The organism is Pseudoalteromonas sp. TB41, assembly GCF_000497975.1.
GTDB classification, from domain to species: domain Bacteria; phylum Pseudomonadota; class Gammaproteobacteria; order Enterobacterales; family Alteromonadaceae; genus Pseudoalteromonas; species Pseudoalteromonas tetraodonis.
In genome coordinates this window covers 1-25,125 of sequence record NZ_AUTH01000033.1, presented here as the reverse complement: position 1 = coordinate 25,125, position 25,125 = coordinate 1, and the positions used below count along the sequence as shown (strand labels likewise).

Annotated in this window: 21 protein-coding genes; 14 read left to right on the top strand and 7 right to left on the bottom strand. The window is 39.6% G+C overall.

The genetic code is table 11. The features are described 5' to 3' along the window. Positions 1–211 precede the first annotated feature (211 nt). From L641_RS0105220 to L641_RS0105200, 5 genes are all read left to right on the top strand, one after another. Positions 212–2,395, top strand: a complete 2,184-nt coding sequence (locus tag L641_RS0105220) for a pre-peptidase C-terminal domain-containing protein (RefSeq protein WP_024601327.1) — start codon at positions 212–214, stop codon at positions 2,393–2,395. A gap of 71 nt (positions 2,396–2,466) precedes the next feature. Then, the gene (locus L641_RS0105215; RefSeq protein WP_024601326.1) at positions 2,467–4,323 is read left to right on the top strand and encodes a M28 family metallopeptidase; all 1,857 of its coding nucleotides are present in this window, start codon (positions 2,467–2,469) and stop codon (positions 4,321–4,323) included. A gap of 100 nt (positions 4,324–4,423) precedes the next feature. Beyond that, positions 4,424–6,340, top strand: a complete 1,917-nt coding sequence (locus tag L641_RS0105210) for an ATP-dependent DNA helicase (RefSeq protein ID WP_013463302.1) — start codon at positions 4,424–4,426, stop codon at positions 6,338–6,340. Between the two features lie 8 nt (positions 6,341–6,348). Next, positions 6,349–7,050 carry a tRNA (adenosine(37)-N6)-threonylcarbamoyltransferase complex dimerization subunit type 1 TsaB gene (tsaB, locus tag L641_RS0105205; protein WP_024601325.1) on the top strand — a complete coding sequence of 234 codons (702 nt, stop codon included), beginning with the start codon at positions 6,349–6,351 and terminating at the stop codon, positions 7,048–7,050. 74 nt (positions 7,051–7,124) lie between these two features. After that, positions 7,125–7,454, top strand: coding sequence for a hypothetical protein (locus L641_RS0105200; protein ID WP_016900164.1), 330 nt, complete (start codon positions 7,125–7,127; stop codon positions 7,452–7,454). Positions 7,455–7,522: 68 nt separating this feature from the next. Here L641_RS0105200 and L641_RS0105195 read toward each other — a convergent pair whose 3' ends face one another. Then, positions 7,523–8,809, bottom strand: coding sequence for an alkaline phosphatase (locus L641_RS0105195; protein WP_016900165.1), 1,287 nt, complete (start codon positions 8,807–8,809; stop codon positions 7,523–7,525). A 187-nt stretch (positions 8,810–8,996) separates the two neighbouring features. On the opposite strand from L641_RS0105195, the gene L641_RS0105190 reads away from it, so the two are divergent. The 3 genes from L641_RS0105190 (at position 8,997) to rnd (ending at position 12,797) form a co-directional block, all read left to right on the top strand. Beyond that, entirely contained in the window at positions 8,997–9,848 is an 852-nt protein-coding gene (locus L641_RS0105190) for an alpha/beta hydrolase (RefSeq protein WP_016900166.1), read from the top strand. A 115-nt stretch (positions 9,849–9,963) separates the two neighbouring features. Then, a complete protein-coding gene (gene fadD / locus L641_RS0105185; RefSeq protein ID WP_016900167.1) occupies positions 9,964–11,616 on the top strand; it encodes a long-chain-fatty-acid--CoA ligase FadD in 1,653 nt (550 codons plus the stop codon). Between the two features lie 50 nt (positions 11,617–11,666). Continuing rightward, the gene (rnd, locus tag L641_RS0105180) at positions 11,667–12,797 is read left to right on the top strand and encodes a ribonuclease D (RefSeq protein ID WP_013463308.1); all 1,131 of its coding nucleotides are present in this window, start codon (positions 11,667–11,669) and stop codon (positions 12,795–12,797) included. A 54-nt stretch (positions 12,798–12,851) separates the two neighbouring features. On the opposite strand, the gene minE is transcribed toward rnd, so the two are convergent. Genes minE through minC form a run of 3 tightly spaced genes read right to left on the bottom strand, consistent with a single transcriptional unit; the run spans position 12,852 to position 14,636 of the window. After that, positions 12,852–13,115, bottom strand: a complete 264-nt coding sequence (gene minE / locus L641_RS0105175; protein WP_008111532.1) for a cell division topological specificity factor MinE — start codon at positions 13,113–13,115, stop codon at positions 12,852–12,854. 1 nt (position 13,116) lies between these two features. Beyond that, positions 13,117–13,926: a septum site-determining protein MinD gene (gene minD, locus L641_RS0105170; protein ID WP_013463309.1), complete on the bottom strand. Its 810-nt coding sequence runs from the start codon at positions 13,924–13,926 to the stop codon at positions 13,117–13,119. Positions 13,927–13,931: 5 nt separating this feature from the next. Continuing rightward, positions 13,932–14,636, bottom strand: coding sequence for a septum site-determining protein MinC (minC, locus tag L641_RS0105165; protein WP_013463310.1), 705 nt, complete (start codon positions 14,634–14,636; stop codon positions 13,932–13,934). A 155-nt stretch (positions 14,637–14,791) separates the two neighbouring features. Between minC and L641_RS0105160 the strand changes: the two genes are divergently transcribed. Both L641_RS0105160 and L641_RS0105155 read left to right on the top strand, forming a co-directional pair. Beyond that, entirely contained in the window at positions 14,792–15,073 is a 282-nt protein-coding gene (locus L641_RS0105160; protein WP_013463311.1) for a YcgL domain-containing protein, read from the top strand. After that, positions 15,066–16,082, top strand: a complete 1,017-nt coding sequence (locus tag L641_RS0105155; protein ID WP_016900168.1) for a lytic murein transglycosylase — start codon at positions 15,066–15,068, stop codon at positions 16,080–16,082. Before L641_RS0105160 ends, L641_RS0105155 begins: the two co-directional genes overlap by 8 nt. A gap of 47 nt (positions 16,083–16,129) precedes the next feature. Here L641_RS0105155 and L641_RS0105150 read toward each other — a convergent pair whose 3' ends face one another. Next, positions 16,130–16,678 (bottom strand): HTH domain-containing protein, encoded by a 549-nt coding sequence (locus L641_RS0105150; RefSeq protein WP_013463314.1) that lies wholly within the window; start codon positions 16,676–16,678, stop codon positions 16,130–16,132. Between the two features lie 216 nt (positions 16,679–16,894). On the opposite strand from L641_RS0105150, the gene adhP reads away from it, so the two are divergent. Beyond that, entirely contained in the window at positions 16,895–17,905 is a 1,011-nt protein-coding gene (gene adhP / locus L641_RS0105140; protein WP_016900169.1) for an alcohol dehydrogenase AdhP, read from the top strand. A 52-nt stretch (positions 17,906–17,957) separates the two neighbouring features. Here adhP and L641_RS0105135 read toward each other — a convergent pair whose 3' ends face one another. Then, positions 17,958–20,378 (bottom strand): TonB-dependent receptor plug domain-containing protein, encoded by a 2,421-nt coding sequence (locus L641_RS0105135; protein WP_016900170.1) that lies wholly within the window; start codon positions 20,376–20,378, stop codon positions 17,958–17,960. Between the two features lie 294 nt (positions 20,379–20,672). Further along, positions 20,673–21,944 (bottom strand): amidohydrolase family protein, encoded by a 1,272-nt coding sequence (locus tag L641_RS0105130; RefSeq protein WP_024601324.1) that lies wholly within the window; start codon positions 21,942–21,944, stop codon positions 20,673–20,675. Between the two features lie 159 nt (positions 21,945–22,103). Between L641_RS0105130 and L641_RS0105125 the strand changes: the two genes are divergently transcribed. The 3 genes from L641_RS0105125 to L641_RS0105115 all read left to right on the top strand — a co-directional run bounded on the left by L641_RS0105125 (position 22,104) and on the right by L641_RS0105115 (position 25,045). Next, positions 22,104–23,921 carry a DUF885 domain-containing protein gene (locus L641_RS0105125; protein ID WP_024601323.1) on the top strand — a complete coding sequence of 606 codons (1,818 nt, stop codon included), beginning with the start codon at positions 22,104–22,106 and terminating at the stop codon, positions 23,919–23,921. 96 nt (positions 23,922–24,017) lie between these two features. Further along, complete coding sequence (locus L641_RS0105120) at positions 24,018–24,530, top strand: YcgN family cysteine cluster protein (protein WP_016900173.1); 513 nt, start codon at positions 24,018–24,020, stop codon at positions 24,528–24,530. Next, entirely contained in the window at positions 24,530–25,045 is a 516-nt protein-coding gene (locus tag L641_RS0105115; protein WP_013463320.1) for an RNA methyltransferase, read from the top strand. The genes L641_RS0105120 and L641_RS0105115 overlap by 1 nt, the downstream gene beginning before the upstream one ends. Positions 25,046–25,125 lie beyond the last annotated feature (80 nt).

Sequence of the window (25,125 nt, the reverse complement as noted above, 5' to 3'; positions counted from 1 at the left end):
GAAATGTTGTTTCTGGACTTCATTAGTTAAAACAGTAGTTTTTAAATCATTGTAAAATAATAGATTAATTTCCGAGCTAATACTTTAATTGTAAATTAAATGTTTAATTTTCGTTATTTAAGTTTGTAACCTACTCTGACCCTTAATCGGGTACAAGGTGTGCCGATTAATACAAATATATTAAAAACTTAAACTTTAACGGAGCGTAAACGTGAATTTATCTAAAATCACAATAGCAACTTTTGCTGCTTTAACTTTGGTTCAAGCAACAAATGCAGTAGCTGCGAATAAGAAATACCTAAATCAACAACCGACAATTAATAATATGGTGCAATCAAACTCTGCTTCCTTATTATCAGTAAGTCCAAATCAGTTGATTGGGTTGAGTGTAGGGAACGAATTAGTTGTATTAAAAGAATTTACTAGCAATAACGGAGAAGTAACCCGCCGCTATCAACAAACGTATCAGGGCATTCCTGTCATTGGTGATACGGTCAGCTTAACATTTAATAATGGGTTGCTTAAAAAAGCCCATGGTGCAGCTGTTTATAATATTGATGAAGATTTATCTGATGTATCGGCTAAATTGACAAAAAAAGATGCGATTTTAAAAGGGTCTAAAACGGGTATAGCTGCAAAATCAGTAGGATTAAAAAAACATAATGAGCAATCCAGACTTGCTATCTGGGTTGACGATCAAAATAAGGCGCATTTAGTTTATGAAGTGTCTTATGTTACTTATGGCAAGTCACCATCAAGGCCATACCTGATCATTGATGCTAATACCGGTGAGGTCTTGCTTAGTTACGATAACCTGCAACATGCCAATGCAACAGGTCCTGGCGGTAATCTAAAAACAGGCAAGTATTTATATGGAACTGATTTTGACAGCCTAGATGTTAGTCAATCAGGTAATACTTGTAGCATGAATAACGCAAATGTTCGCACTATTAATTTAAATGGCGGAACAAGTGGCTCTTCTGCGTATTCATTTACATGTCCTGAAAATACGTTTAAAGAAATTAACGGTGCTTATTCACCGCTAAACGATGCTCATTTTTTTGGTAACGTTATTTTTAATATGTATAACGATTGGTTAGGGACTGCGCCTTTGAGTTTTCAGTTACAAATGCGGGTTCATTACTCAAGTAACTATGAAAATGCGTTTTGGGATGGCAGCGCAATGACCTTTGGTGATGGCCAAAATACATTCTACCCGTTGGTCAGTTTAGATGTATCTGCGCATGAAGTCAGCCATGGCTTTACTGAGCAAAATTCAGGCTTAATTTATAATGGTAAACCAGGCGGGTTAAACGAAGCATTTTCGGATATGGCAGGTGAAGCCGCTGAATTTTATATGAAAGGCAGCAACGATTGGCTAGTTGGAAAGGATATTTTTAAAGGTAATGGTGCACTGCGTTACATGAATAACCCTACCCAAGATGGCCGTTCTATAGATAACCAAAGTAACTATTATTCAGGTATGGACGTGCATTATAGTTCAGGTGTTTATAACAAGGCATTTTATAATTTAGCAACCACGCCGGGTTGGGATACACAAAAAGCCTTTATCGTAATGGCACGTGCTAACCAACTATATTGGAGTGCGGGTGTAGGCTGGGATTTAGCCGGTAACGGTGTGATGGATGCTGCGTGTGATTTAAATTATGACCCTAATGATGTAAAAGCCGCTTTGGCTGCGGTAGGTGTTAATTCAAATCTTAGTTCAGGTAGTGATTGTGCTACACCACCACCACCGACTGACGATGAAGTGTTAACCAATGGGGTAACCCGTACGGGTATTAGCGGCGCAGACAAAGAGCAACTATTCTTTACTTTGGAAGTCCCTGACGGTGCAACAAATCTTCAATTTAATACAATGGGTGGCTCAGGTGATGCAGACCTATATGTTAAATTTGCTAGTAGACCAAGCTTAAATAACTATGATTGCAATAGCACAACATCTACCAGTACAGAAAGCTGCAACATAAGTAATGCACAAGCAGGAACTTACTATGTAATGGTTGAAGCATGGAGTGCGATATCTGGTGTATCGCTAACGGGAAGCTACTCTGATGGGAATGGTGGTGTGACGCCAATTAATAGAACTGAGTCTAATATTAATGTGACTACTAATAACTGGAGCCGCTTTACTCAAGATTTATCAGAAGGGTATAGCACTTTAAATATTAGTATTGCCGGTGGTAATGGTGATGCTGATCTTTATGTAAACTTTGGCTCGCCTTCAAGTACGTCTTCATACTTATGTAGACCCTACAAAAATGGTAATAATGAAGAATGTACATTTGATAACCCACAAGCAGGTACTTGGTACATTGATTTAAGAGGTTACAGCTTAGCAAGCGGCGTAACACTCAACGTAACGGCTAATTAGGCATACATATCAAAAGGGGCTTTGCCCCTTTTTTAATGCTTAAAATAAAAGTGACAAGATAAGGAATATTTATGAACTACTTTAAACAGTTAGCAGTTATTACTACTTTAACCTTAAGTTTTAATTGCTTAGCAAATGAAAATCCAGACAATATTTGGGTCACCATTGACTCAACTGCAGCCCAGCATTATCAACATGAACAAGGTACATTTTTGCAAAAAATGCAATTTGCGCATAGAAAATCAAGTATTTTACCTGACGTTGATTTACTCAGTGTACCGCGTGACGCAGTAAACAATTTAAGTGAGTTTATGCACCAGAACTATAACCGTTGTGGTGGGTTTGTTGCGCATAGTTCGTTCGAAGAAGCGAATGATTACGCAAAACAATTAGCTGTTGTTCAAAATAGCCAAGCTACATCAGCCTTTAATTATTCAATTGATAATGCGCAAACAGTACAAAGTTTAATTAGTGCACAAAGCCCAATTAATTTACAAAGCACTGTAAATTCACTCACTAGTTTTAATAATCGTTATTATACTTCGCAAACCGGCGTTGATGCCTCACAGTGGCTGCAAAGTTATTGGCAACAAATTGCCAGCGTTCGAAGTGATATAACCATTGAGAGTTATCAGCATAGCTGGGCGCAATCATCAGTGATTGTAACCATTGCAGGTGCTGAAAATGCAGATGAAATTGTTATTATTGGGGGGCATTTAGACTCGATTAACCAAGCAAATCCAGCACAAGGGCGCTCTCCTGGCGCGGATGATAATGCATCGGGTATTGCAGTGTTAACGGAAGCGTTAAGAGCAATTGTTGATACAAATTATAAACCGCAAAAAACTATTCAAATAATGGCGTTTGCAGCAGAGGAGGTGGGGTTAAAAGGGTCTAAAGCTATAGCCAGTAGCTATCGTTCGCTGGGTAAGAATGTAGTTGGCATGGTGCAATTTGATATGACTGGTAATAACGGCAGTATCGAAGATATTATTATGATGACGGATTACACCACCAATGCTCAAAACCAGTTTTTAGCCCAGCTGATAGACACCTACTTACCACAAATTAGTTATGGCTTTGATCAATGTGGGTATGGTTGCTCCGATCATGCTTCGTGGTATCAACAAGGGTTTGCGGCCTCTATGCCTTTCGAATCAAAAATGAATGACATTAACCCACTGATACATACACAAAACGACAGTAATTTTGACGCTGATCATGCAATTAAATTTGCTAACTTAGCCGTTAGCTTTGTTGCTGAATTGGCAAAAAATGCCGGTGATGTCACTCCGCCAAATAATAATGAGTTAGTCAATGGTGAACCAATTTCTGGTATCAATGCCACTGCTAAAGAGCAGCTTATCTATACATTGAATGTACCAAAAGGAGCGCAAAACTTAAGCTTTGAAACCTCAGGTGATAATGGCGATGCCGATTTATACGTTAAATATAATCAGGCGCCCACGTTAACTGATTACGACTGTAAAAGTACCTCTGCCACAAGTAATGAGCGTTGCGACATTCCAACCAGCAATGAAGGCACTTACTATGTCATGGTTGAGGCATACAGCGCAATTAATAATGTCTCTTTGACAGGCATTTTTGAGCCAGCAGGCGCTTTAGAGCCCATTAATCGCGTAGAAGATAACATTAGCGTAAATACAGGCGCTTGGCAGCGTTTTGAACAACGTTTAGCCGCGGGTTATGCCTCCCTGAACGTTGCTATTTCAGGCGGAAGCGGCGATGCTGATTTGTATTTAAATTTCGGTGCGCCATCTTCAAATACACAATTTGTGTGTAGGCCATATAAAAACGGCAACACAGAAAGTTGCACTATTTCTGCACCCCAGGCAGGCGTATGGCACATAGATGTTAAAGGCTATCGTAATGCAAGTGGCATTATGTTAACTATAATTGCACAGTAATTAACAGGGGCATAAGCCCCTTTAAAGGCCAAATTCTCACGCTATTTGGCTTGCCCTTCATCAATAGCTTACGTAGAATCCCGCTATTATTTTTTATAAAGTGATTGGTATTATCAAACAGCTGTTTAGTGCAACCGGGCCTTTGGCTTTATCAATAGATGGATACTCACCACGCCAACCTCAAATTGATATGGCCGTGGCTGTTGAGGATGCATTAAAAACAAGTTCCCAGCTTGTTGTTGAGGCCGGTACTGGCACAGGTAAAACCTTTGCTTATTTAGCGCCAGCCCTTAAATCTAAAGGCAAAACAATAATTTCAACCGGTTCTAAAGCACTGCAAGAACAGCTGTATCATCGTGATTTACCGGTGTTAGTAAAAGCCTTAGGCGCGGCTAAAAAAACGGCATTGTTAAAAGGGCGTGCCAATTATTTATGCACTTATCGGCTTACCCAACATGTTGCACACGTACCCACAGACGACCCTGATGTAATGCATCAGCTCGCTATGGTTGCTAAATTTGCCAGTGAAACGCATACGGGCGATTTAGCCGACTGTATTGGTATTGAAGAAGATGCCAAAGTGTTGCCGTATGTCAGCTCGACTGCAGATAACTGTTTAGGTAAAGAGTGCCCTGACTTTCAAGAGTGCTACATTCGTAAAGCGCGTTTAAAAGCAGGGGATGCCGACGTTGTCGTAATTAACCATCATCTATTTTTTGCCGATATGGCGGTTAAAGAGTCTGGCTTTGCAGAGCTAATGCCCAACGCAGATGCTTATATTTTTGATGAAGCCCACCAGTTAAGTGAAATTGCCAGCGACTATTTTGGCGAAACCATGAGTACTAAAAAGCTGGTGGATTTAATTAATGATTTACGCGCTATTTACCGCGCTGAAATTCCTGACATGCTGCAATTAGGAAAAAGTTTGAATAAATTGGAAACCAGTGTCGCCGATTTAAGATTGCAGTTTGGTGTGGACGGTAGCCGCGGGGATTGGCGTGAAAAGCTCAGTAATAAGCTTATTTGCTCTGCATTACATCGTGTTATTAGTGATTTAGAATTTGTGTATCAGGTTTTAAAACATTGCTTAGAACGAAGTGATAAAATTGAACACCCATTTGAGCGGGTGTTGGCATTTAAAGGCCAGTTAGAGCGCGTATTTGATACCGCCCAAACAGGCTTTAGTTATTGGTACGAAACCACGCGGCGCTATTTAACCATTAATATAACGCCACTGAATGTATCGGCTAAATTTGCTTTGATGATGAAAGAGTCTGGCGCAGGGTTTGTGTTTACCTCGGCCACGTTATCGGTCGACAACGAACTCACTCACTTTAATGCCAGCCTTGGGTTAAAACCAAAGCAAAGTATGATGGTAGATAGCCCGTTTGATTATGAAAATCAGGCGCTATTGTGCTTACCGCGCTATTTACCTGAAACCCACGCAGATAATATGCCGCATGCGATTGTAAAGTTAACTCTCGAACTCATAAAATCAGCAAAAGGGCGTTGTTTTGTGCTATTTACTAGTTACCGGATGATGCATTTGGTGGCTGAGGGCTTAACCACACAAATGGACTATCCGGTTTACATGCAAGGGCAAATGTCTAAACGCATTATATTAGAAAAATTTACCCGTCATGGTAATGCCGTGTTGCTCGGTACAGCGTCCTTTTGGGAAGGGGTTGATGTAAGAGGCAGTACTTTAAGCTGTGTTATTATCGACAAACTGCCGTTTGCAGCGCCCGATGATCCGCTTTTGCAGGCTAGAATGCAAGATTGCCAAATGCAAGGAAAAGATCCCTTTGCGCATATTCAGTTACCACAAGCGGTTATTGCCTTAAAGCAGGGGGTAGGTCGCTTAATTCGTGATAACAAAGATAAAGGTGTGTTAGTAATTTGCGATAATCGTTTAGTTACACGCCAATATGGACAAGTATTTTTAAAGAGTTTACCGCCAATGCGCCGTACACGTAGCTTAGAAGATGCAAATACATTTTTAAAACATATTAATTGAGTACAAAAATGATCAAAAGTAACATTCTCGCCCTAGACGCTTCTACTGAGGCTTTATCGCTTGTTTTGCATTATCAGGGTAAAACATTTCATCATTTTGAAGAGTGTCCGCAGCAGCATAGCCAAAGAATTCTGCCACTTATTGATGAGCTGCTTAATAAAGCCAATTGTAAATTAAAAGATTTAGATGTTATTGGCTTTGGCCAAGGTCCAGGCAGCTTTACGGGTGTGCGTATTAGTGTGGCCATTGCACAAGGGCTTGGGTATTCAACGAATTTACCGCTAGTGGGGGTTTCTACCTTAGCGGTTATGGCGCAACAAGCGTTTGAACAATTTGGCGATGAAGTGGTTTATTCAAGCATTGATGCGCGTATGGGGGAAATATACTTTGCTCAATACCAAGTTAATAATAATTTGATGACACTTCAAGGTGAAGAACGTGTTTTTAAGCCAGAACTGCTTGATGCTTCATTGATAGACACAAACAAAACAGCAACCGGCGTGGGGACTGGATTTAAAAGCTACCCCGATGCATTAACTACATTTACAAATGTGAGTGTACACCCTGAAATTACGCTACCCGATGCACAATACATGTTAGCGTTAGTGGATGCACAGTACCTTGCAGGTAATGGCGTAAAAGCAAGTGATGCTCAGCCTAAGTATGTGCGTGACACAGTGACATGGAAAAAATTACCAGGCCGCGAGTAACGCTAAGTTGTATTGTTTGCATATTGAGCTATTTTAAATCATAATTTAAGCATGTTGTTGGTTGGAGAAGCGTAATGTCGCTGCCTATAAGCTCTGGTTTTTTTACTGGTGATATCCCTGCTAAGGTGCGTTCTACTGCTGTTGTTACGGCAAAGCCTGAACGACTATCAGAGCAGCCAATATCACAGAAAACCAATACAGATTATGTTAAGAGCAGTCCTGAAGGGCTTGAACTCGCAAAAGAGTTTGTAAAAGCGAACACCAAAGAGGCCCAATATAGCCAAACTATTTACGATCAACCGAGTGCGCAAGTCAGTAAGGCAATTTCTACTTACACTGAGTTTGCTAATTTAGAGCGAAGAGCTGAAGTTCAAAGCTTAATTGGTGTTGATATATACGCTTAATTATAAAATTAATAGCCAAATAAAAAGCCCGAATAAATTATTCGGGCTTTTTATTTTCATAACAGCGATTACTGTTCTATGTAACTAATCAGTTTTTTAGCTATGTCAGTATTGTTTTGTGAACCAATAAAGTCATCGCTATTTTTACCATAGGCAAATACTTGCACATCAGAAGCGGTATGTCCGCCCGTTGTCCAACCAGTGAAACTTAAATCATTGATAATGCTTTTAACCGCTAAATTAAGGGTTTTTTCACCCATGGCTTTAGCTTGCTTAAGTTTAATTTCGTTTTCAGTTGTAAACTCAATACGGGTATTGGCCTGCCATACCGTTTTAAGGTTATCTGATCCCATTAATAATTTGGTTAATGTACCCGCAGTGGCTTTAACACCTTTGATGATGTCGGTTTCCCATTTATATTGGCCATGCGCGCCAATGGTTAAACCGCCTGTAGAGTGATCAGCCGTGATCACTAAAATAGTGTCTGGGTTGTTATCTACATACGCTTTTGCCGTTTCGATTGATTTTGCAAAGTCGTCCATTTCAGCCATTGCGCAAGCAATGTCATTTGCGTGACCACACCAGTCAATTTGGCTGCCTTCAATCATCACAAAAAAGCCTTTATCGTTTTGCCCATCAAGCAAATCAAACGCTTTAGAGGTTAACTGTTTTAATCTCGTTGGGTTTTCATCTAGCGCAAAAGGTAATCCCTTAGGTGCGTATAGACCAATGGCAGGGATTTGTGTGATTTGACCTAGGTTTTTAATATTGTCGCCGTATTGATAACCTGCTTTTTTAAATTCGTCGACTAAGTTTCTGTCATCACGAATAAAATATTGAGTACCACCGCCTAACATTAAATCAACCGGTAATTTACCAGCAATTTTATTGTCAATGTAGTCGTTTGCGATGTCATCATAATTTCTTCTTGATTCATTATGTGCGGCAAAGCTTGCAGGTGTTGCATGATTAATTTGTGAGGTAGCCACTAACGCTGTTGTCATTCCTTGCTCTTTTGCAATTTCTAGCATGGTTTTAACCGGTTTTTTGGCCGTATCGACAGCGATTGCGCCATTATAACTTTTATGGCCGCTGCTAAGTGCAGTTGCACCTGCGGCACTGTCTGTTACATAAGTATGGTCATCAGGATAAGTGTGCGCCATGCCTTTTAACATAGTGTCGAAAACGGTTGTTTCTATTTCTTTTGTTGTAGGGTCATCTTTGTAATATCGATAAGCGGTAGTGAAAGCGGGACCCATGCCATCACCAATCATATAAATAACATTTTTAGGCGCTGTTTGAGCGAATGCTCCTGTTGTACATAAAAGCGCTAATAAGCCGAACTGTTTTTTCATTGTGTGTACCCTTTAAGTGTACTTATTTTAATAGCGACTATTATTGTATACCGATAGCAAGATAAATAAATGAATATGTTATGAAATCTCGAAATTTAAGTGTGTGTTCTGTGAGTTCAGTTCTATTAATTGTGTATTAACTCTTGTATGTTATGGCCATAACCAAATAAAAAAGTTGAGGTTTGCGTTGCAACCATTTTCGGTAAAAGCTAATGACCTAGATATACGCGGTATTAAATTTGGAGACGGTGAAGACGTCGTTATCGCTCTGCATGGCTGGCTAGATAATAGTGCTAGCTTTGTGCCTATGCTGAGTCGAGCTGCACCTTCGCAAACATGGTATTGCATTGATTTTCCAGGGCATGGGCTGTCATCTTGGCGAAGCCCTCAGGCACATTACTACTTTATTGACTATGTGGATGATGTGTATGCATTAATCACAGCGCTTAAGTTAAAGAAGGTACACTTAGTTGGTCATTCTATGGGGGCTATGGTTGCAGGACTATTTGCTAGTTGTTTTAGTGAGTATGTAAAATCTGTTTCTTTTATTGAAGGTATAGGTTGTGTCACTACCGATAGCGATGAAGTGTGTTCTCAGCTAAGAAATGCCATACTAAACCGAGCAAGGCTTAGTACAAAAAAATCACGGGTATACACATCAAAACAACAAATTTATCAAGCACGTGCAAAAACAACTGATTTAAATAATGAACAAATTGCATTGCTGATGGACAGAAACATAAAACAAATGCACAGTGGTTTTGAGCTAACTTGCGATCCTAAGCTTAAAAATCACTCAGGTTTTCGATTTGATGAAGCGCAATGTATTGGTGCAATAAAAGAATTAATTGCACCATGCCAATTAATATTAGGTGATAAAGGTTATCCATTTGTAAAACAAAATCTAGACAAGTATAGTAAATATTACAATAACTTGAGTGTAATAGATGTGCCTGGTGGGCATCATTGCCATATGCAAAGTAGTGGACTATGTTTTGAACACATTCACGCATTTATGGTGCAAAGTAGTGCATGTTAATTGTATATTACCGATAAATGTGGGATTATCTCTAGATTAGAGTATTTGCTCAATTGTGAAAGTGCCTTACTTAGATTAAGGTTAATAAAAATATAATTATAAACAGGGGCTAAGAGTGGAAAAAATCTGGCTTAAGCGCTACCCAGAAGGTATGCCTGAAACAATCGATCCTGAGCACTACAACTCGTTACTCGAAGTGTTTGAAAAAAGTTTTAATGATTACAAAGATTTACCTGCATTTACTAATATGGGTAAAACATTGTCATATAACGAAATTGACGCGGCAACAAAACGTGTTGCGGCTTATATTCAAAACGATTTAGGATTAAAAAAGGGCGATAAAGTCGCTGTTATGATGCCTAACTTGTTGCAAACCCCAATTGCTATATTAGGTATTTTACGCGCAGGGTGTGTGGTGGTTAACGTTAATCCGCTATATACCGTTCGTGAGCTAGAGCACCAATTAAAAGATTCTGAAACATCAGCAATATTTATTCTTGCTAACTTCGCTGTCACGCTTGAAAAAGCACTGCCTAATACTGACGTTAAACACATTGTGGTTACGCAGGTTGGTGACATGATGGGTGGTCTTAAAAAGCATTTAGTCAATTTTGTTGTTAAGCATTTCAAAAAAATGGTACCAAGCTATACGTTGCCTAACACGATTAACTTTTGTGATTTATTAAAAGCTGATCTGAATGGCTATAAGCGCCCAGAGGTTAACTTAAGCGATTTAGCATTTTTACAATACACCGGTGGTACAACCGGTGTGTCTAAAGGGGCAATGTTGAGCCACGGTAATTTGGTGGGTAACCTTGAGCAAGTATCTGGTTGTTTAGATAACGTGCTTGAGCGTGGTAGAGAAGTGGTTATTACCGCGCTACCGCTCTATCATATATTTGCATTAACAGCGAACTGTTTAGCATTTATGAAATACGGCGGCTTAAACGTTTTAATTACAAATCCACGTGATATGCCTGGATTTGTAAAAGAGCTTAGTCAGCATAAATTTACTGCTATTACAGGGGTGAACACTTTATTTAATGGCTTATTAAATACCCCTGGTTTCTCTGAGCTTGATTTTAGTCACCTTAAAATGTCATTAGGCGGCGGCATGGCAGTACAACGCCCTGTTGCAGAAAAATGGCAAAAGGTCACTAACAGCAAACTAATGGAAGGCTATGGCCTGACAGAATGTTCTCCTTTAGTCACAATTAGCCCGTATGATTTAGAAGCTTATAATGGTTCTATCGGTCTACCTGCGCCAAGTACTGACATTAAATTAATGCTCGATAACGGTGAAGAAGCTGCTAAAGGTGAGCCGGGTGAACTGTGGGTAAAAGGTCCGCAAGTAATGCTTGGTTACTATAATCGCCCTGATGCAACGGCTGAATGTTTAAAAGATGGCTGGTTTGCAACTGGTGATATTGCCACTTACGATGACGAAGGTTTTTTCTACATTGTTGATCGTAAAAAAGACATGATTATTGTTTCAGGCTTTAATGTTTTCCCAAATGAAATAGAAGAAGTGGTTGCCATGCATGAAGGCGTGCTAGAAGTGGCCGCGGTTGGTATCCCTCATGACATTAGTGGTGAACAAGTTAAAGTTTTTGTTGTGAAAAAAGACCCTTCTTTAACTGAAAAAGATATAATAAAACATTGTCGTGATAATTTAACTAATTACAAGGTTCCTAAACTCGTTGAGTTTAAGGATGAGTTACCCAAAACTAACGTGGGTAAAATTCTCAGAAGAGCCTTAAAAGATTAGCAACTATAAAAAAGCCGACATCAGTCGGCTTTTTTATTGTAGGAGACTCAGTGCACTACCAATTGATCCAAACCCAAAATGAGCTTAATACGTTTGTAGAACAAATTAAAAACAAACCCATTCTTGCTATTGATACCGAGTTTATGCGCCGCCGTACTTTGTATCCAGAAGTTGCACTTATTCAAGTTTATGATGGCGAACATTTAGCGCTTATTGACCCGCTTGCCGAGCTTTCCTTGTTTGATTTTTGGCAAATACTTAAAGATCCTAAAGTGCTAAAAGTACTCCATTCACCCTCAGAAGATATTGAAGTTTTTCAAAAGTACGCAGGATTTGTTCCTTATCCTTTATTCGATACCCAGTTTGCACTTCAGCTATTAGGTGAGGGAAACTGTATGGGCTTTGCCTTAATGGTGAAAACATTATTGAATATTGAGATTGATAAAAGCGAATCGCGCACTAATTGGTTACAACGCCCCCTTACCCAAAAGCAACTTGAATACGCTGCTGCTGATACGTATCACCTGCTGCCTTGTTTTGAGTTAATTATAGATAGCATTAAAGCCGCTGATTTATTTGATATTGTGATCAATGAAAGTGAATTAGTTGCCAATAAACGTGCTTTTCAAATCCCGGATGAGCTACTTTACAAAGAAATTAAAAATGCATGGCAACTTAAGCCGCATGAACTAGCGGTACTTAAAGAGTTAGCAGTATGGCGTCGAAATAAAGCTATTCGTAAAAATCTAGCGCTTAATTTTGTGCTTAAAGAGCACAATATGACCGAAATTGCCAAACGAGGCCCTTCAAGTTTAAATGCTCTGAGACAAATTCCTGGGGTAGAACCCATTGAAGTGAATCGTTCTGGGGTTGAAATTTTAAAGTGTATTGAGCAGGCCAAAGCCATTCCAGCTGAGCAACACCCACAAGTATTAAAGCGGTTAATTGATTTTCCTACCTATAAAAAAGTAGCGAAGGAGATCAAACAAAAAATTACTAAAGTTGCTAAAGAGCATAACATTCCAGAAGACGTTATGGCCTCTAAAAAGCAAATAAATCAGCTAATTAGTTGGAACTGGAAGTTAACTGCTCAGCAAAAAGAAAAACACATAAAACCAGATTTACTCAGCTCATGGCGATATGATTTTGTTAAAGATGCGCTAAAAGAGTGGGATAATTAGAGTATTAAATAGCTTGATGTAAAAAATAAAAAGGGCGCTTAGCGCCCTTTTTTATTATTTCTTTTCTTCGTCAGGTAATGTGACATTGAGCTCGAGTACCGCTAAATCGTCTTCATTTTGATCAAACTGAACTTGAACCGCATCGGCGCCTACATTAACGTACTTACGAATGACATCAAGAATATCTTGCTTTAATTGTGGCAAGTAATCTGGTGTTCCACGCTGAGAACGCTCGTGCGCGACAATGATCTGCAATCGCTCTTTTGCTAATGACGCACTGTTTTTCTTTTCTGAGCGGAAGTAGTCAAGTAAAGACACATTAACCTCCAAATATCCGTTTGAATAAACCCTTTTTCTCTACATCTAAAAATCTAAATTCAACCGTTTCGCCTAATAAACGACTGATCGCATCAGCATAAGCTTGACCTGCGTCTGATTCGCTATCAAGAATTACCGGTTGTCCAGAGTTTGATGCACTAAGCACTGCTTGAGATTCAGGAATGACACCTAGTAAGTCTATGGCTAGGATGTCCTGGATATCTTCAACAGATAGCATTTCACCTTTTGATACACGATCTGGATTATAGCGTGTTATTAGCAAATGCTCTTTAATGTTTTCTAATCCTTCTTCGGCACGTTTCGATTTACTGTGTAAAATGCCTAGAATACGATCCGAATCTCGTACTGACGAGACTTCAGGGTTGGTTGTAACTATTGCTTCATCAGCGAAGTACATCGCCATCATAGCTCCGGCTTCAATACCTGCAGGAGAATCACAAACAATATAGTCAAAGTCTTCTTTTAACTCGTTCAATACGCGTTCAACACCATCACGGGTGAGTGCGTCTTTATCGCGAGTTTGTGAAGCAGGAAGTAAAAATAACTTTTCTACACGTTTGTCTTTTATGAGTGCTTGATTAAGGTTAGCTTCGCCATTGATCACATTAACAAAGTCATACACTACGCGACGTTCACAACCCATGATGAGGTCTAAATTACGTAAACCGATATCAAAATCGATGATAACAGTTTTGTAGCCTTTTAATGCTAAGCCTGTACCAATTGCTGCGCTTGATGTTGTTTTACCAACACCCCCTTTACCCGAGGTAACGACAATTATTTTTGCCATGAGATTTATCCTTTAACCAAAGCTGAAATTTCTAAAGATTCATTTTTTTGTTGTATTTGAACTGCGTTACCCCAGTGTTCACCTTGCAGTGAGTCACTGATCCAGTAATTACCATTGATTGAAACGAGTTCTGCTTCTAATTTATTACAAAATATGTATGCGTTTTCGAGCCCTTTTGCGCCGGCAATTGCACGCCCTCGTAGGGTTCCGTAAATATGTACATTGCCATCGGCAATTACTTCTGCACCATGGCTTACCGCGCCTAACACCACCAAGTCGCGGTCTTTGGCGTAAACTTGTTGGCCTGAGCGCACCGCACCATTAATAATTTGCGCTGGTAAATACACGGTTTTTTCTACAACCGAAGTATTTGACTCTACTCTTGCGGGTTCACTCTTAACGTCTTGTGAATAGTTTAAAACAGATAACCCTGCGGCTTTTGCCTGTTTATGCTGTTCATCCGAACCATTACATACACCTACAGCATTAAAGCTCATGCGTTCAATAAGCGATTTTAAGTGAACAAAGTCGATTGCGCTGTTTTTTACTTCAATTAAATTGACGACAATGGGGGCACCCTCAAAGAACTTTGGGGCTTGGGCAATTTTTACATACAGTTGTTCTGCTAAAAGGTTAATATCAGTACTATAAAGATGTAAAACTGATAACGTAAAAAGGTTGCCTTTTAGCTCAAAAATTTGGTCCGACATAGATGCTCAACTGGATTGTCTAGTTAGCATGTAACTTTATATAAACCTAGGCTGAACAAGGCTTTTATTACAGTTTCCACACTAATTTTTATAACTTATTATTATTGCCATGTTATAGTGTGTAGCACTGTTAAGCAAGATTTTATAGGGCCATAATGCTAACTGCGGTATATAAAAGTAAGAAAAAAGCAGATACTTTCTTATTTATTGAAAAAAGAGACGATTTTAGTAAAGTTCCGGAACCTTTAATGGCCATGTTTGGTCAACCTCAGTACGTGATGATCATTAACTTAGCGAAGCGGACTCAATTAGGCGTAGCGGATTTAGACACTTTAAAACAGTCGCTTAGCGACCAAGGCTATTATTTACAAATTCCGCCACCAGAGGAAAACTTGCTAAGTCAATTAAGAAAACAAAATGGAGCAGATAGTGATTAAAAAATTAGCGGTTGTATTGTGTGGTGTGTGTTTAAGCTCATCGGTGATGGCAAAAACACAAGCTGAGTTTCAACAATATCTTACTAATTTAAAGCAAGAGGCAATAGCAAAAGGCTACGATACTCAGTTAATTGAGCAAGCATTTGCCACTGCATCTTATAAAGAAAAAGTCATTTCAGCAGACAAAAACCAGCCAGAAGTAAAAGAAACGCTGGAAACGTATTTACCAAAACGAGTACCGCAATGGAAAATAGATCGTGCGCGTAAATTGTATAAAGAAAACCAAGAAGTCTTAGAAAAAGTAGCAAAAGACTTTGGTGTTCAAGCGCGTTTTATTGTGGCTATTTGGGGTTTAGAAAGTAATTTTGGCGCTATTCAAGGCGGCCACAATGTTATTTCATCCTTAGTAACTTTAGCATTTGATGGACGTCGTGAAGCGTTATACAAACGCCAATTGTGGGCAGCACTGGATATATTAAAGTCGGGACATATCACGCTTGATAAATTTAAAGGCTCGTGGGCGGGTGCAATGGGGCAAACCCAGTTTATGCCAACCTCATTTAATGCTTACGCCGTTGATTACAATAACGATGGCCGCAAAGATATTTGGACAACCAAAGAAGACGCGTTTGCTTCAATTGCAAATTACTTAAAGCAAGAGGGTTGGAATGATAATTTAACCTGGGGTCGCCAGGTACAATTGCCCGCTGATTTTGATAAGCAGTATATATTAAAGCGCGGTACTAAAACCCGAAAGCAATGGCTAGAGTACTGGGATAAATCAGAGCGCTCTTTAGCAGATTGGCAAGCATTAGGTGTTCGTCGTGTTGATGGCAGTGATTTACCTACGGTTGCTGTAGATGCAGCACTGGTGATGCCGGATGATATAAATGGACGCATGTATTTAGCATACGATAACTACAAAGTATTTATGCACTGGAATCGATCATATTACTTTGCAACCAGCGTAGGTTATTTGTCAGATAGAATTGCTTACCCAAAAATTTAAGCTTAAGCGAATAACTAAAAAGCCGCTCATTGCGGCTTTTTAATGGTTTACTGCTCTTTTTTGAATATTTTATCTTTAAGGTCAATGACTTTGCCAATGCCTGAACCTAGCTTCATTAGTTTGTTTAGCTGCTCAGGGGTTAAGCGTTGTAACTCTGACGACCATTTAGTCACTGTTTCAAGTAAGTTATGAATTTCGCCCATTTGTTTTTGTGCATAAATTTCATCGTCGTTACTTGCTTCATCTAATAAGTTATCTCTGAGTAAGCTAAGTGTAGGTTCTACTTCACGCTTTTTACGTTCTTCAAACACGCGATTAGCCATATCCCAAATGTCACCCGCAGGTGCATAGTATTCTTTTCTATCTCCTGGGATATGCATTACCTTGATCAGCTGCCAAGATTGTAATTCTTTAATTCCCATACTCACGTTACCGCGTGAAATACTCAGCGCATCTGCGATTTGGTTTGCCGTCATTGGATCTTTGGTAATAATAAGTAACCCGCACATTTGGCCGATTGTACGATTAAATCCCCAGCGGCTGCCCATCTCGCCACAATGCATTACAAAGGCAAAGTTTTTTTCTGATAATGTCATTGTTACAAGTTTCAAAAATAAATGAAATCTATGCTAGCACGCTGGTTAAGTATGGCAAGCGTTTAGCTTGGATAAAAAACCACGTTTTACGACTAATGATTGATATAGATTAATATTTAAGCATTTATAGTGGGTTATGTTGCGGGTATGCAACATAACATTGTTGTTTAACGCCTTTGTTAAATAGCATAATTTTTTATAAACGATGGAATGACTATGAAAGCAGCAATAAATACAGAATATAAAGGCAAGTTAGAAATCACCGATTTACCAATCCCAGAGGTAGGTCCTAACGATGTGCTGGTAAAAATAGCCGCTTGTGGTGTATGTCACACCGATTTACATGCGTGTCATGGTGATTGGCCGGTAAAACCAAAAATGCCATTGGTACCAGGTCACGAAGGCGTGGGTGTAATAGAAAAACTAGGCAGTAATATTAAACATTTAGAAGTGGGCGACCGAGTGGGTGTACCTTGGTTGTATAGCGCCTGTGGCCATTGTGAATTTTGTTTAGATGGACGTGAAACCCTGTGTTTATCGCAACATAATACCGGTTACTCAATTGACGGTGGTTATGCAGAATATTGTTTAGCACATGGTGATTACATCATCAAAATACCGGAAGGATTAGGCTTTGCTGAAGCTGCCCCGTTATTCTGTGCCGGCGTAACAACGTATAAAGCATTAAAAGTATCAGATGCAAAGCCGGGTCAATGGGTTGCTATTGTTGGTGTGGGCGGTTTAGGTCACTTAGCGGTGCAATATGCAAAAGCAATGGGCTTTAATGTTATTGCTGTAGATACAGGCAAAGAAAAAATGGCCCTAGCTAAAGAGTTAGGCGCTGATATTACGCTTGATTTTAAAGACGTGGTGCCAAGTGAGGCTATTTTTGAGCAAGTAGGTGGGGCGCACGCTGTTGTTTGTACCGCAGTATCAAAACCTGGGTTTGAACAAGCGTATAAAAGTGTTCGCCGTGGGGGCAAATGCGTATTAGTTGGCTTACCACCAGAAGATATGCCATTGCCAATTTTTGATACTGTGCTAAATGGTGTTTCAGTAGTAGGTTCTATTGTAGGTACACGTAAAGACCTTCAAGAATGCCTTGAATTTGCCGCACAAGGTAAAGTAAAAGCTATCATTGAAGAGAAAAAACTCGAAGATATTAATGAAATTTTCGATGACATGCTCAAAGGTGAAATTAACGGCCGTATAGTTGTTACAATCTAACTATACCAAAATATAGTGCGCACAAACCAACCTGGCTTGTGCGCATTGTATGCTATAGCGTATAACTAAAGCTTAACTTTGCATTTCTTTCCTCACCTGGCATACCGCCTAAAAACATGGCTTTAGAATAGTATTTTTTATTAAACAGGTTATTAATGTTTAATTGCATTTGCCAGTTGTCTGCTTTATAGCTAACTGCAGCATCATACACGGTATAAGCAGGGACGTAGCCGTTATCAATACCGAACGAGCTTGAGTTAGTACTGCGCTTATCAACAAACGTTAAGCCTGCGCTTAAATCTACTGCGTGAGGTAATTCAAATAACGCAGCAGAGTAAGTTACCCATGAGCTAGCAGTTACATAAGGCACGCCTTTTTGGCGAGTATCAAAGCTTGTGCTGTTTGGGTTAGTTTTATCTCTAGCATCTTGATAAACACCGTTGATGTTAACTTTCCATTGATCGTTCAAATACGCATTTAAGTCAATTTCTACACCTTTGGTTTGTTCTTCACCATCAAAGAAGCTCTCCACTACGTTTGGTGCAGACACGCCTGCTTCATAAAGTGGGTTGGCGTACTCTAGGTTTGTACGTGCACTTTCAAATACTACAATTGAAGCCAGTAATTGGTCATCAAACGCTTTAAAACGAAATCCTAAATCGTTACTAACAGATTCTGAGTCTTCTCTATCGGCTTCATTACCAGCAACAGAGCCAAGTACACTGTAGGCAGTACGACCTTTTGAGTGATTTAAAAATAAAGCCATGTCAGCGCTTAATTGATAAGTAGCCCCTAAATTGTACGTTAAACCGCTATCTGAGGTGTTTGCCTCTGGCGTTGGATTTGCGCGGCTTTGACTATAACGTGGGTCAACACCAAAATGCTCGTAACTTTGTTTTATACGATTATGAGCAATCCCAATACGGGTGGTGATTTTATCGTTAATGTAGGCAACATGCTGAAGGCCTAAACCCCATGCCTGTACTTTTTTATTATAATCGCTGGTTTTAAGCGGATCGTAATCATTAAATTCACCCGTAGGCCAATTTGGCTGACGCATATCAAAAATATACGGTAGTGCGCCTTGGTAAATAACTTCACCGGCTTTGTTTTTAATGACCTTATCGGCATCGTAAATAGAATATTGTTTAAAACGAATATCACGATCTTCATAGTTGGCGTTAACCAGTAATTCGTTTTCTATGTTACCGAGCATAAAGTCATAACGTAAATCTAAAAAGTATTGCCATGATTTTTCATCCGCTTCTACTTGGCGGTACTCTTGGCGTCTGGCTGCAAAAGGGTATAACACGTCATCAACAACTAGCGGTGCGCGTGGGTCTTGATTGATCACGCCGTTACGTTTCCAGTAAACGTAGTTGTAAGCACCTGTTTGGCGGGCAAAACTTGAGGTGTAATTACGGTACTGTAGTTGTTGATTAACAAATAAATCATCACTAATGTAATAATTATGGGCTAATTTAAAACGCAGCTCTTCACCTTCGTTATCCTTTGCCATCGGTGATATTATGCCATTGGTGCCAAAGTTAAAGGGTGTTAAACCATCATTGCTTGCCAAAGAGTTAGCTAGTTCATTTCGTTGTGCTTCACTCAATTGTAAGCCACTTGCTGTAGGGTCATTCACTAAATCGGCGCCTGATACTTCACCTGCAGTTAAACCGTTGACCGATTCACTGTTAAAAATACGAATAGGATGGCCGATAGAATCCACAGCAATGGCGTCCTTGATATAGGCTCCCGATAACACAAACGCATGTTGATCATTTAGTACATATTTTAAAGACGAATAAATTTCATCACGTTGTTCTTTTAAATCACGAAAGCCATCGCTAGAGGCGGTTTTTGCCATGACTCGATAAGCTAAGTCGTCTGTTATTGCATTGGTGCTATCGAGTGCCAGAGAATAACTATCCCACTGACCAATATCCATTTCTAAGGTATGTTGTTCGTTAAACTGTGGCTTTTTTTCAATCAGGTTAATCACACCACCAGCACTGCCCATGCCGTATAAACCAGTTGCTGGGCCTTTTAATACTTCAATTGATTCAACATTGGTTAAAGAACGCGTTGGATTAAAGGTATTGCCTAATCCTGCACCACCGTACATGCCATCATAGGTATAATTAGCACCTAAACCACGAATTACTAAATTATCACCAATGCCATAGTTGTTACCGGCTTGCGTTAAACCACTTACATTTCGGATCACATCTTGTAAACTATCAATACCTTGCGATGCAATTAGCGCTTTATCAACAATGACCACGGGTGCAGGGGTTTCCATTAGTGACATATCAGATTTAGTGGCCAAACCTGAGCTCATTACCACTCGGTTTTGTTGCTCGTAAACACTAATACGTTCAATATCGGAATTAACTTGTGACTCGTTTGCCAATGCCAAGTGCGCGTTTAAGCACGCGAGTGTGAGTAGTGAGTATTGAAACCTTTTCATAGAGTGATAACCATTCGCATTTGTTAATTTTCGTGAATGATAATGGTTATCATTTTAAAATAAAATAAAAAGTTCAAACTTTTTTACTTTAATGGGTGTGTTTGCTTGATAGTTATACAATGTGATTTAAAAACAATCACATTTAAAAATATTAACGGGGTATTGCAGTCGCTAGTTGGCTTTACCAAGAGAGAATTTAAATAAAGTATTGATGATTAAATGGGCAGTTTAGCTACATTAGCTAAAAAATTGTTAAGGTTGAGCTAAGCTCAACCTTATAAAGATGTATTGGGTTTACTGCTTGTAAACGACACCGGCTTTCATTACAAAAGGAATACGCTCTAGTGTAGAAATATTTTTAAGTGGGTTAGCACTCACCGCTATAATATCAGCAGCAAAACCAGTTTTAATTTGCCCCAGTTGTGAATCTGCCTTTAGTAATTTAGCACTATTAATGGTCGCGGCTTGAATAGCTTGTAATTCACTCATACCAAATTCAACCATTCGCGAGAACTGTTTCGCATTATCACCATGTGGATAAATAGCCGCATCTGTACCAAATACCATGTTAACCCCAGCTTCAACGGCGCGTTTAAAGCTGTCTCTTTGCTTTTTAGAAACAAGGCGTTCTTTATTTAGGTTCTCTTCATCTACCCCATTTTGCTCACCAAAGCTCAGTGTATATTCAGTATTGTAAATATCCATAGAGAGCCAAGTACCGTGCTTTATAGCAAGCTCAATCGCTTCATCGTCTAAAAAGCTAGCATGCTCTACGCTGTCTACACCGGCTTTAATGGCTGTTTTAATGCCGTTAGTGCCGTGTGCGTGAGCCGCAACAGGTAATTCTCGCATGTGCGCTTCATCCACAATGGCTTTCATTTCTTCAAATGCGTATTGTTGTATGCCCACCTTTGTGCCTTTAGAAAATACCCCACCAGTTGCACATAATTTAATTGCATTAGCGCCATATTTAATATTTTCACGTACTTTAATGCGAACAGCCCATGGGCCATCAGCAACCCCCGAGGCGGTATATTTCATTTCTGGAGGCAAACGATTATTGTCACAGTGTCCGCCAGTAATCCCCAAAGAAGGGCCTGCAGCCCAGATGCGAGGGCCAATAATATCACCTGCATTAATGCCGTCGCGAACCGCAATAACACTAAAGCCTTCTGCACCTAGGTTACGCACTGTGGTAAAGCCGGCTTCTAATGTTTTTTTAGCAAAGTAACTGGCTTTAATAGCCATACGCGGTACTGATTGGCCTATACGTTCACTGCGCGAAACGGTTGGATCGCTGGTTAAATGCACATGCATATCCATCAACCCCGGCATTACGGTGAGTTCAGGTAGGTTAATCAGTTCATCATTACTGGTAAGCGTTGGCTGTTTATTAAATTGGATTTGGCTTATTACACCCTCGTCAATCGCGATTAACGGATTAGCTTTTAGATCTCCAGTTTTTACATCAAGCAAAGCTTTGGCCGATATATAGGTGGTTGCCAGTGTACTTGCGCTGGTTAAGCTCAGTAATGCGATTGATGTAGTTAGTAAATGTTTTTTTATTTTGATCATTTTTATTATTTAATTATTTAAATTTACCTGAATGTAGCAATCATTAGGTATTGAGTAAATTATTTAGCGACGAATCCCACTCACCGTAATTGCTTTATTTAAGGCATTTAAAACCGCATAATTGGCGGGTAAAAACTAACAAGGATCTTTATGAAAGTTATTAAAATAGCACTGGTTGCCAGTAGCGTTATGTTTGCCTTAAGTGGTTGTATGAGCACCAGCTCACAATTAAACACAAATCAGCCAGTCGCGCCTGTAATAAGCGAATTATCAGCACAGCAGCAATTAGATGTGCTCGTTGCCCAGTACTACGATGAGTCATTAACCTTTAATCCCTTAAGCGCCACTTATAACGGTCGCCATGAATTCGATGATCAATTCTTGCCGGTGATATCGCAGGCTAATCGTGATAAAAAAACTGCTTTTTATAAAAAATATCAACAACGTTTAACGCTAATCGATGAATCACAATTAACAGGGCAGGCGCTACTTAACTTTGAAGTGTTATCGCGAGATTTAGCCCTGAAGCTTGAGGGCATGCAATATAAAGATTATTTGTTACCGATTAACCAAATGTCGGGAGCACATAATACCTTTGCTGGATTTGGTTCAGGGCAAAGTGCACAGCCCTTTAATACTGTTGCCGACTATGAGCAATTTATTAAACGTGCTGATGGTTTTGTGAAATGGTTAGCCAGTGTTGAACAATCAATGGCGCAAGGTGTTAAACAAGGCGTGGTATTGCCTATGCCATTGGCTAAAAAATTATTGCCTCAGTTTAAAGTGCACGTAGTAACTAACGCAGAAGATTCATTATTTTATTCACCAATAAAGGCCATGCCCGACTCATTTTCTAATGCACAAAAACAGCAACTCACTGAGCAGTATAAAACGCTTATTTTAGATAAATTAGTGCCCGCTTATCAGCGTATGAGTGAGTTTTTACTCAACGACTATATTCCTCATGCTCGTGATTCTGTTGGTTATGCTGATTTACCTAATGGTAAAGCGTGGTACGAATATCAAATCAAGAAAAACACCACGTTGAGTTTATCAGCAGATGAAATTCATGACATTGGCTTAAGTGAAGTGGCTCGAATTTTAAGTGAAATGAAAACGGTTAAAAATACCGTGGGATTTAAAGGTGATTTAGCATCGTTTTTTGATCATTTACGTGACTCAGATGAGTTTTATTATAAAACAGCTGATGAGTTAATTGCCGCCTATGAAGATATTAAACTAAAAATAGATGCGCGCTTACCGCGATTATTTAATATTGAGCCTAAAGCCCCTTACATTGTTAAAGCAGTAGAAGCGTATCGTGCGCAATCGGCAGCGGGGGCATCTTATGCAGGGCCTGCACCAGATGGTTCTCGTCCGGGTATCTTTTACATTAATGCTTACAACTTAAAAGCGCAGCCTAAATTTTTACTTGAAACGCTATCTATTCATGAAGCAGCACCAGGTCATCACTTTCAAATTGCACTGCAACAAGAAGTAGAAAGCCTGCCCGATTTTCGTAAATTTGGCGGCTACACGGTGTTTGCTGAGGGCTGGGCATTATACGCGGAGAGTCTTGGCAAAGAGCTTGGCTTATTTACCGACCCGTATATGTGGTATGGGCGTCTTAACGATGAGCAGCTAAGAGCTATGCGTTTAGTGCTTGATACAGGCTTTCATGCCAAAGGGTGGACACGTCAACAAGGCATTGACTACATGTTAGCTAACTCTTCAATGGCAAAAAGCGATGTAATTGCTGAAGTGGAACGTTATATTGCATGGCCTGGGCAAGCATTATCGTACAAATTGGGTGAGTTTAAAATTAAAGAGCTTAGAGATTACGCCCACCAGCAGTTAGGCGAGCAATTTGATATTAAAGCCTTTCATACGCAAATATTAATAGATGGCGCATTGCCTATGCCTATCTTAGAGCAAAAAATTAAACGTTGGGTTAAATCTCAGCAGTAACATAATCGCGCAAAGTCATTATTTGAACAGGGATTGGCTTTGCGCGCTTTGCTGCAATACGTTAGAATGCGCGCTCTTAAAAGGCGCGAGAACACCATGTTTGATCAACAATTAGCAAAAACCCAATTTTGGCTTAGCAAAAGTCTCAATGAAATGAACCAGCAAGAATGGGAAGCCATTTGTGACGGATGCGGAAAGTGTTGTTTAAACACCTTTATTGACAGCGAAGACGAAGATGACTTTACCGCCACTGATCAGCTAAGAGAAGGTGAGCAACTTATATTTACCAATATTGTTTGCCAATACCTTGATAACGCAACCTGTGGCTGTAGTGAATACGAAAACCGCCAAACCTTAGTGCCTTCTTGCGTTAAGCTTACCAAAGAAAACCTCAAAGACATTTTCTTTATGCCGCAAAGCTGCAGTTATCGCCGACTTCACGAAGGACGTGGATTAGCAACGTGGCATCCGTTACTTAATAACGGCGATAAAACTAAAATGCACGAGCTAAACATTTCTGTTAAAGATAAAACCGTAAAAGACTGTGACGTAAAGCTAGAAGATTTTGATTTGTATATAGCCGAGTGGCCAACCAAGGATTGCAATTAATGAGTAAATTACAAGCAAGTATTGGCTTAATTAATCCTAAAAGCCCGACCAACGTGGGGGGCGTATTACGCGCCGCAGGTTGTTATGACGCACAGCAGGTTTTTTTTACTGGCAACCGTTATTTAAACGCACAGAAATTTCATACCGATACTAAAAATGTAGTGCAACGTATTCCATTAACCGCTACCGATAATTTAGCATCAAGTAAACCACAAGGCGCTAAAGTGGTGGTGATAGAGCTAATAGAAGGGGCCACTCCCTTGCCTGAGTTTACCCACCCTGAGAACGCATTTTATGTGTTCGGCCCAGAGGATGGTTCAGTGCCAAAAGACGTTTTAAAATGGTGCGATGAAGTTGTTTATATTCCAACCATAGGGTGTATGAATTTAGCAGCAACCTGTAATGTTGTTCTTTATGACCGGCTCGCCAAGCTTGGCGGTATTCAAAGTAGTGATGAAACCATTATCACTTCACGCGATACCAATAATAAAATGAAATGGCAAAAACAACCTTAAATATATTAGCTGTTTAAGGTTTATCCCTTGCTAAATGTAAAATAAAGTAACTAGTTAACTTAAAAAATAAGCAATTCGTC

Excerpts from the sequence above, each read along its gene's own strand:
- L641_RS0105115 (WP_013463320.1), top strand. The coding sequence starts at position 24,530 with ATGAGTAAATTACAAGCAAGTATTGGCTTAATTAATCCTAAAAGCCCG.
- L641_RS0105150 (WP_013463314.1), bottom strand. The coding sequence starts at position 16,678 with ATGACATTATCAGAAAAAAACTTTGCCTTTGTAATGCATTGTGGCGAG.
- L641_RS0105215 (WP_024601326.1), top strand. The coding sequence starts at position 2,467 with ATGAACTACTTTAAACAGTTAGCAGTTATTACTACTTTAACCTTAAGT.
- adhP (WP_016900169.1), top strand. The coding sequence starts at position 16,895 with ATGAAAGCAGCAATAAATACAGAATATAAAGGCAAGTTAGAAATCACC.
- tsaB (WP_024601325.1), top strand. The coding sequence starts at position 6,349 with ATGATCAAAAGTAACATTCTCGCCCTAGACGCTTCTACTGAGGCTTTA.
- L641_RS0105160 (WP_013463311.1), top strand. The coding sequence starts at position 14,792 with ATGCTAACTGCGGTATATAAAAGTAAGAAAAAAGCAGATACTTTCTTA.
- L641_RS0105125 (WP_024601323.1), top strand. The coding sequence starts at position 22,104 with ATGAAAGTTATTAAAATAGCACTGGTTGCCAGTAGCGTTATGTTTGCC.
- minD (WP_013463309.1), bottom strand. The coding sequence starts at position 13,926 with ATGGCAAAAATAATTGTCGTTACCTCGGGTAAAGGGGGTGTTGGTAAA.
- L641_RS0105120 (WP_016900173.1), top strand. The coding sequence starts at position 24,018 with ATGTTTGATCAACAATTAGCAAAAACCCAATTTTGGCTTAGCAAAAGT.
- L641_RS0105200 (WP_016900164.1), top strand. The coding sequence starts at position 7,125 with ATGTCGCTGCCTATAAGCTCTGGTTTTTTTACTGGTGATATCCCTGCT.
- L641_RS0105195 (WP_016900165.1), bottom strand. The coding sequence starts at position 8,809 with ATGAAAAAACAGTTCGGCTTATTAGCGCTTTTATGTACAACAGGAGCA.
- minC (WP_013463310.1), bottom strand. The coding sequence starts at position 14,636 with ATGTCGGACCAAATTTTTGAGCTAAAAGGCAACCTTTTTACGTTATCA.
- L641_RS0105135 (WP_016900170.1), bottom strand. The coding sequence starts at position 20,378 with ATGAAAAGGTTTCAATACTCACTACTCACACTCGCGTGCTTAAACGCG.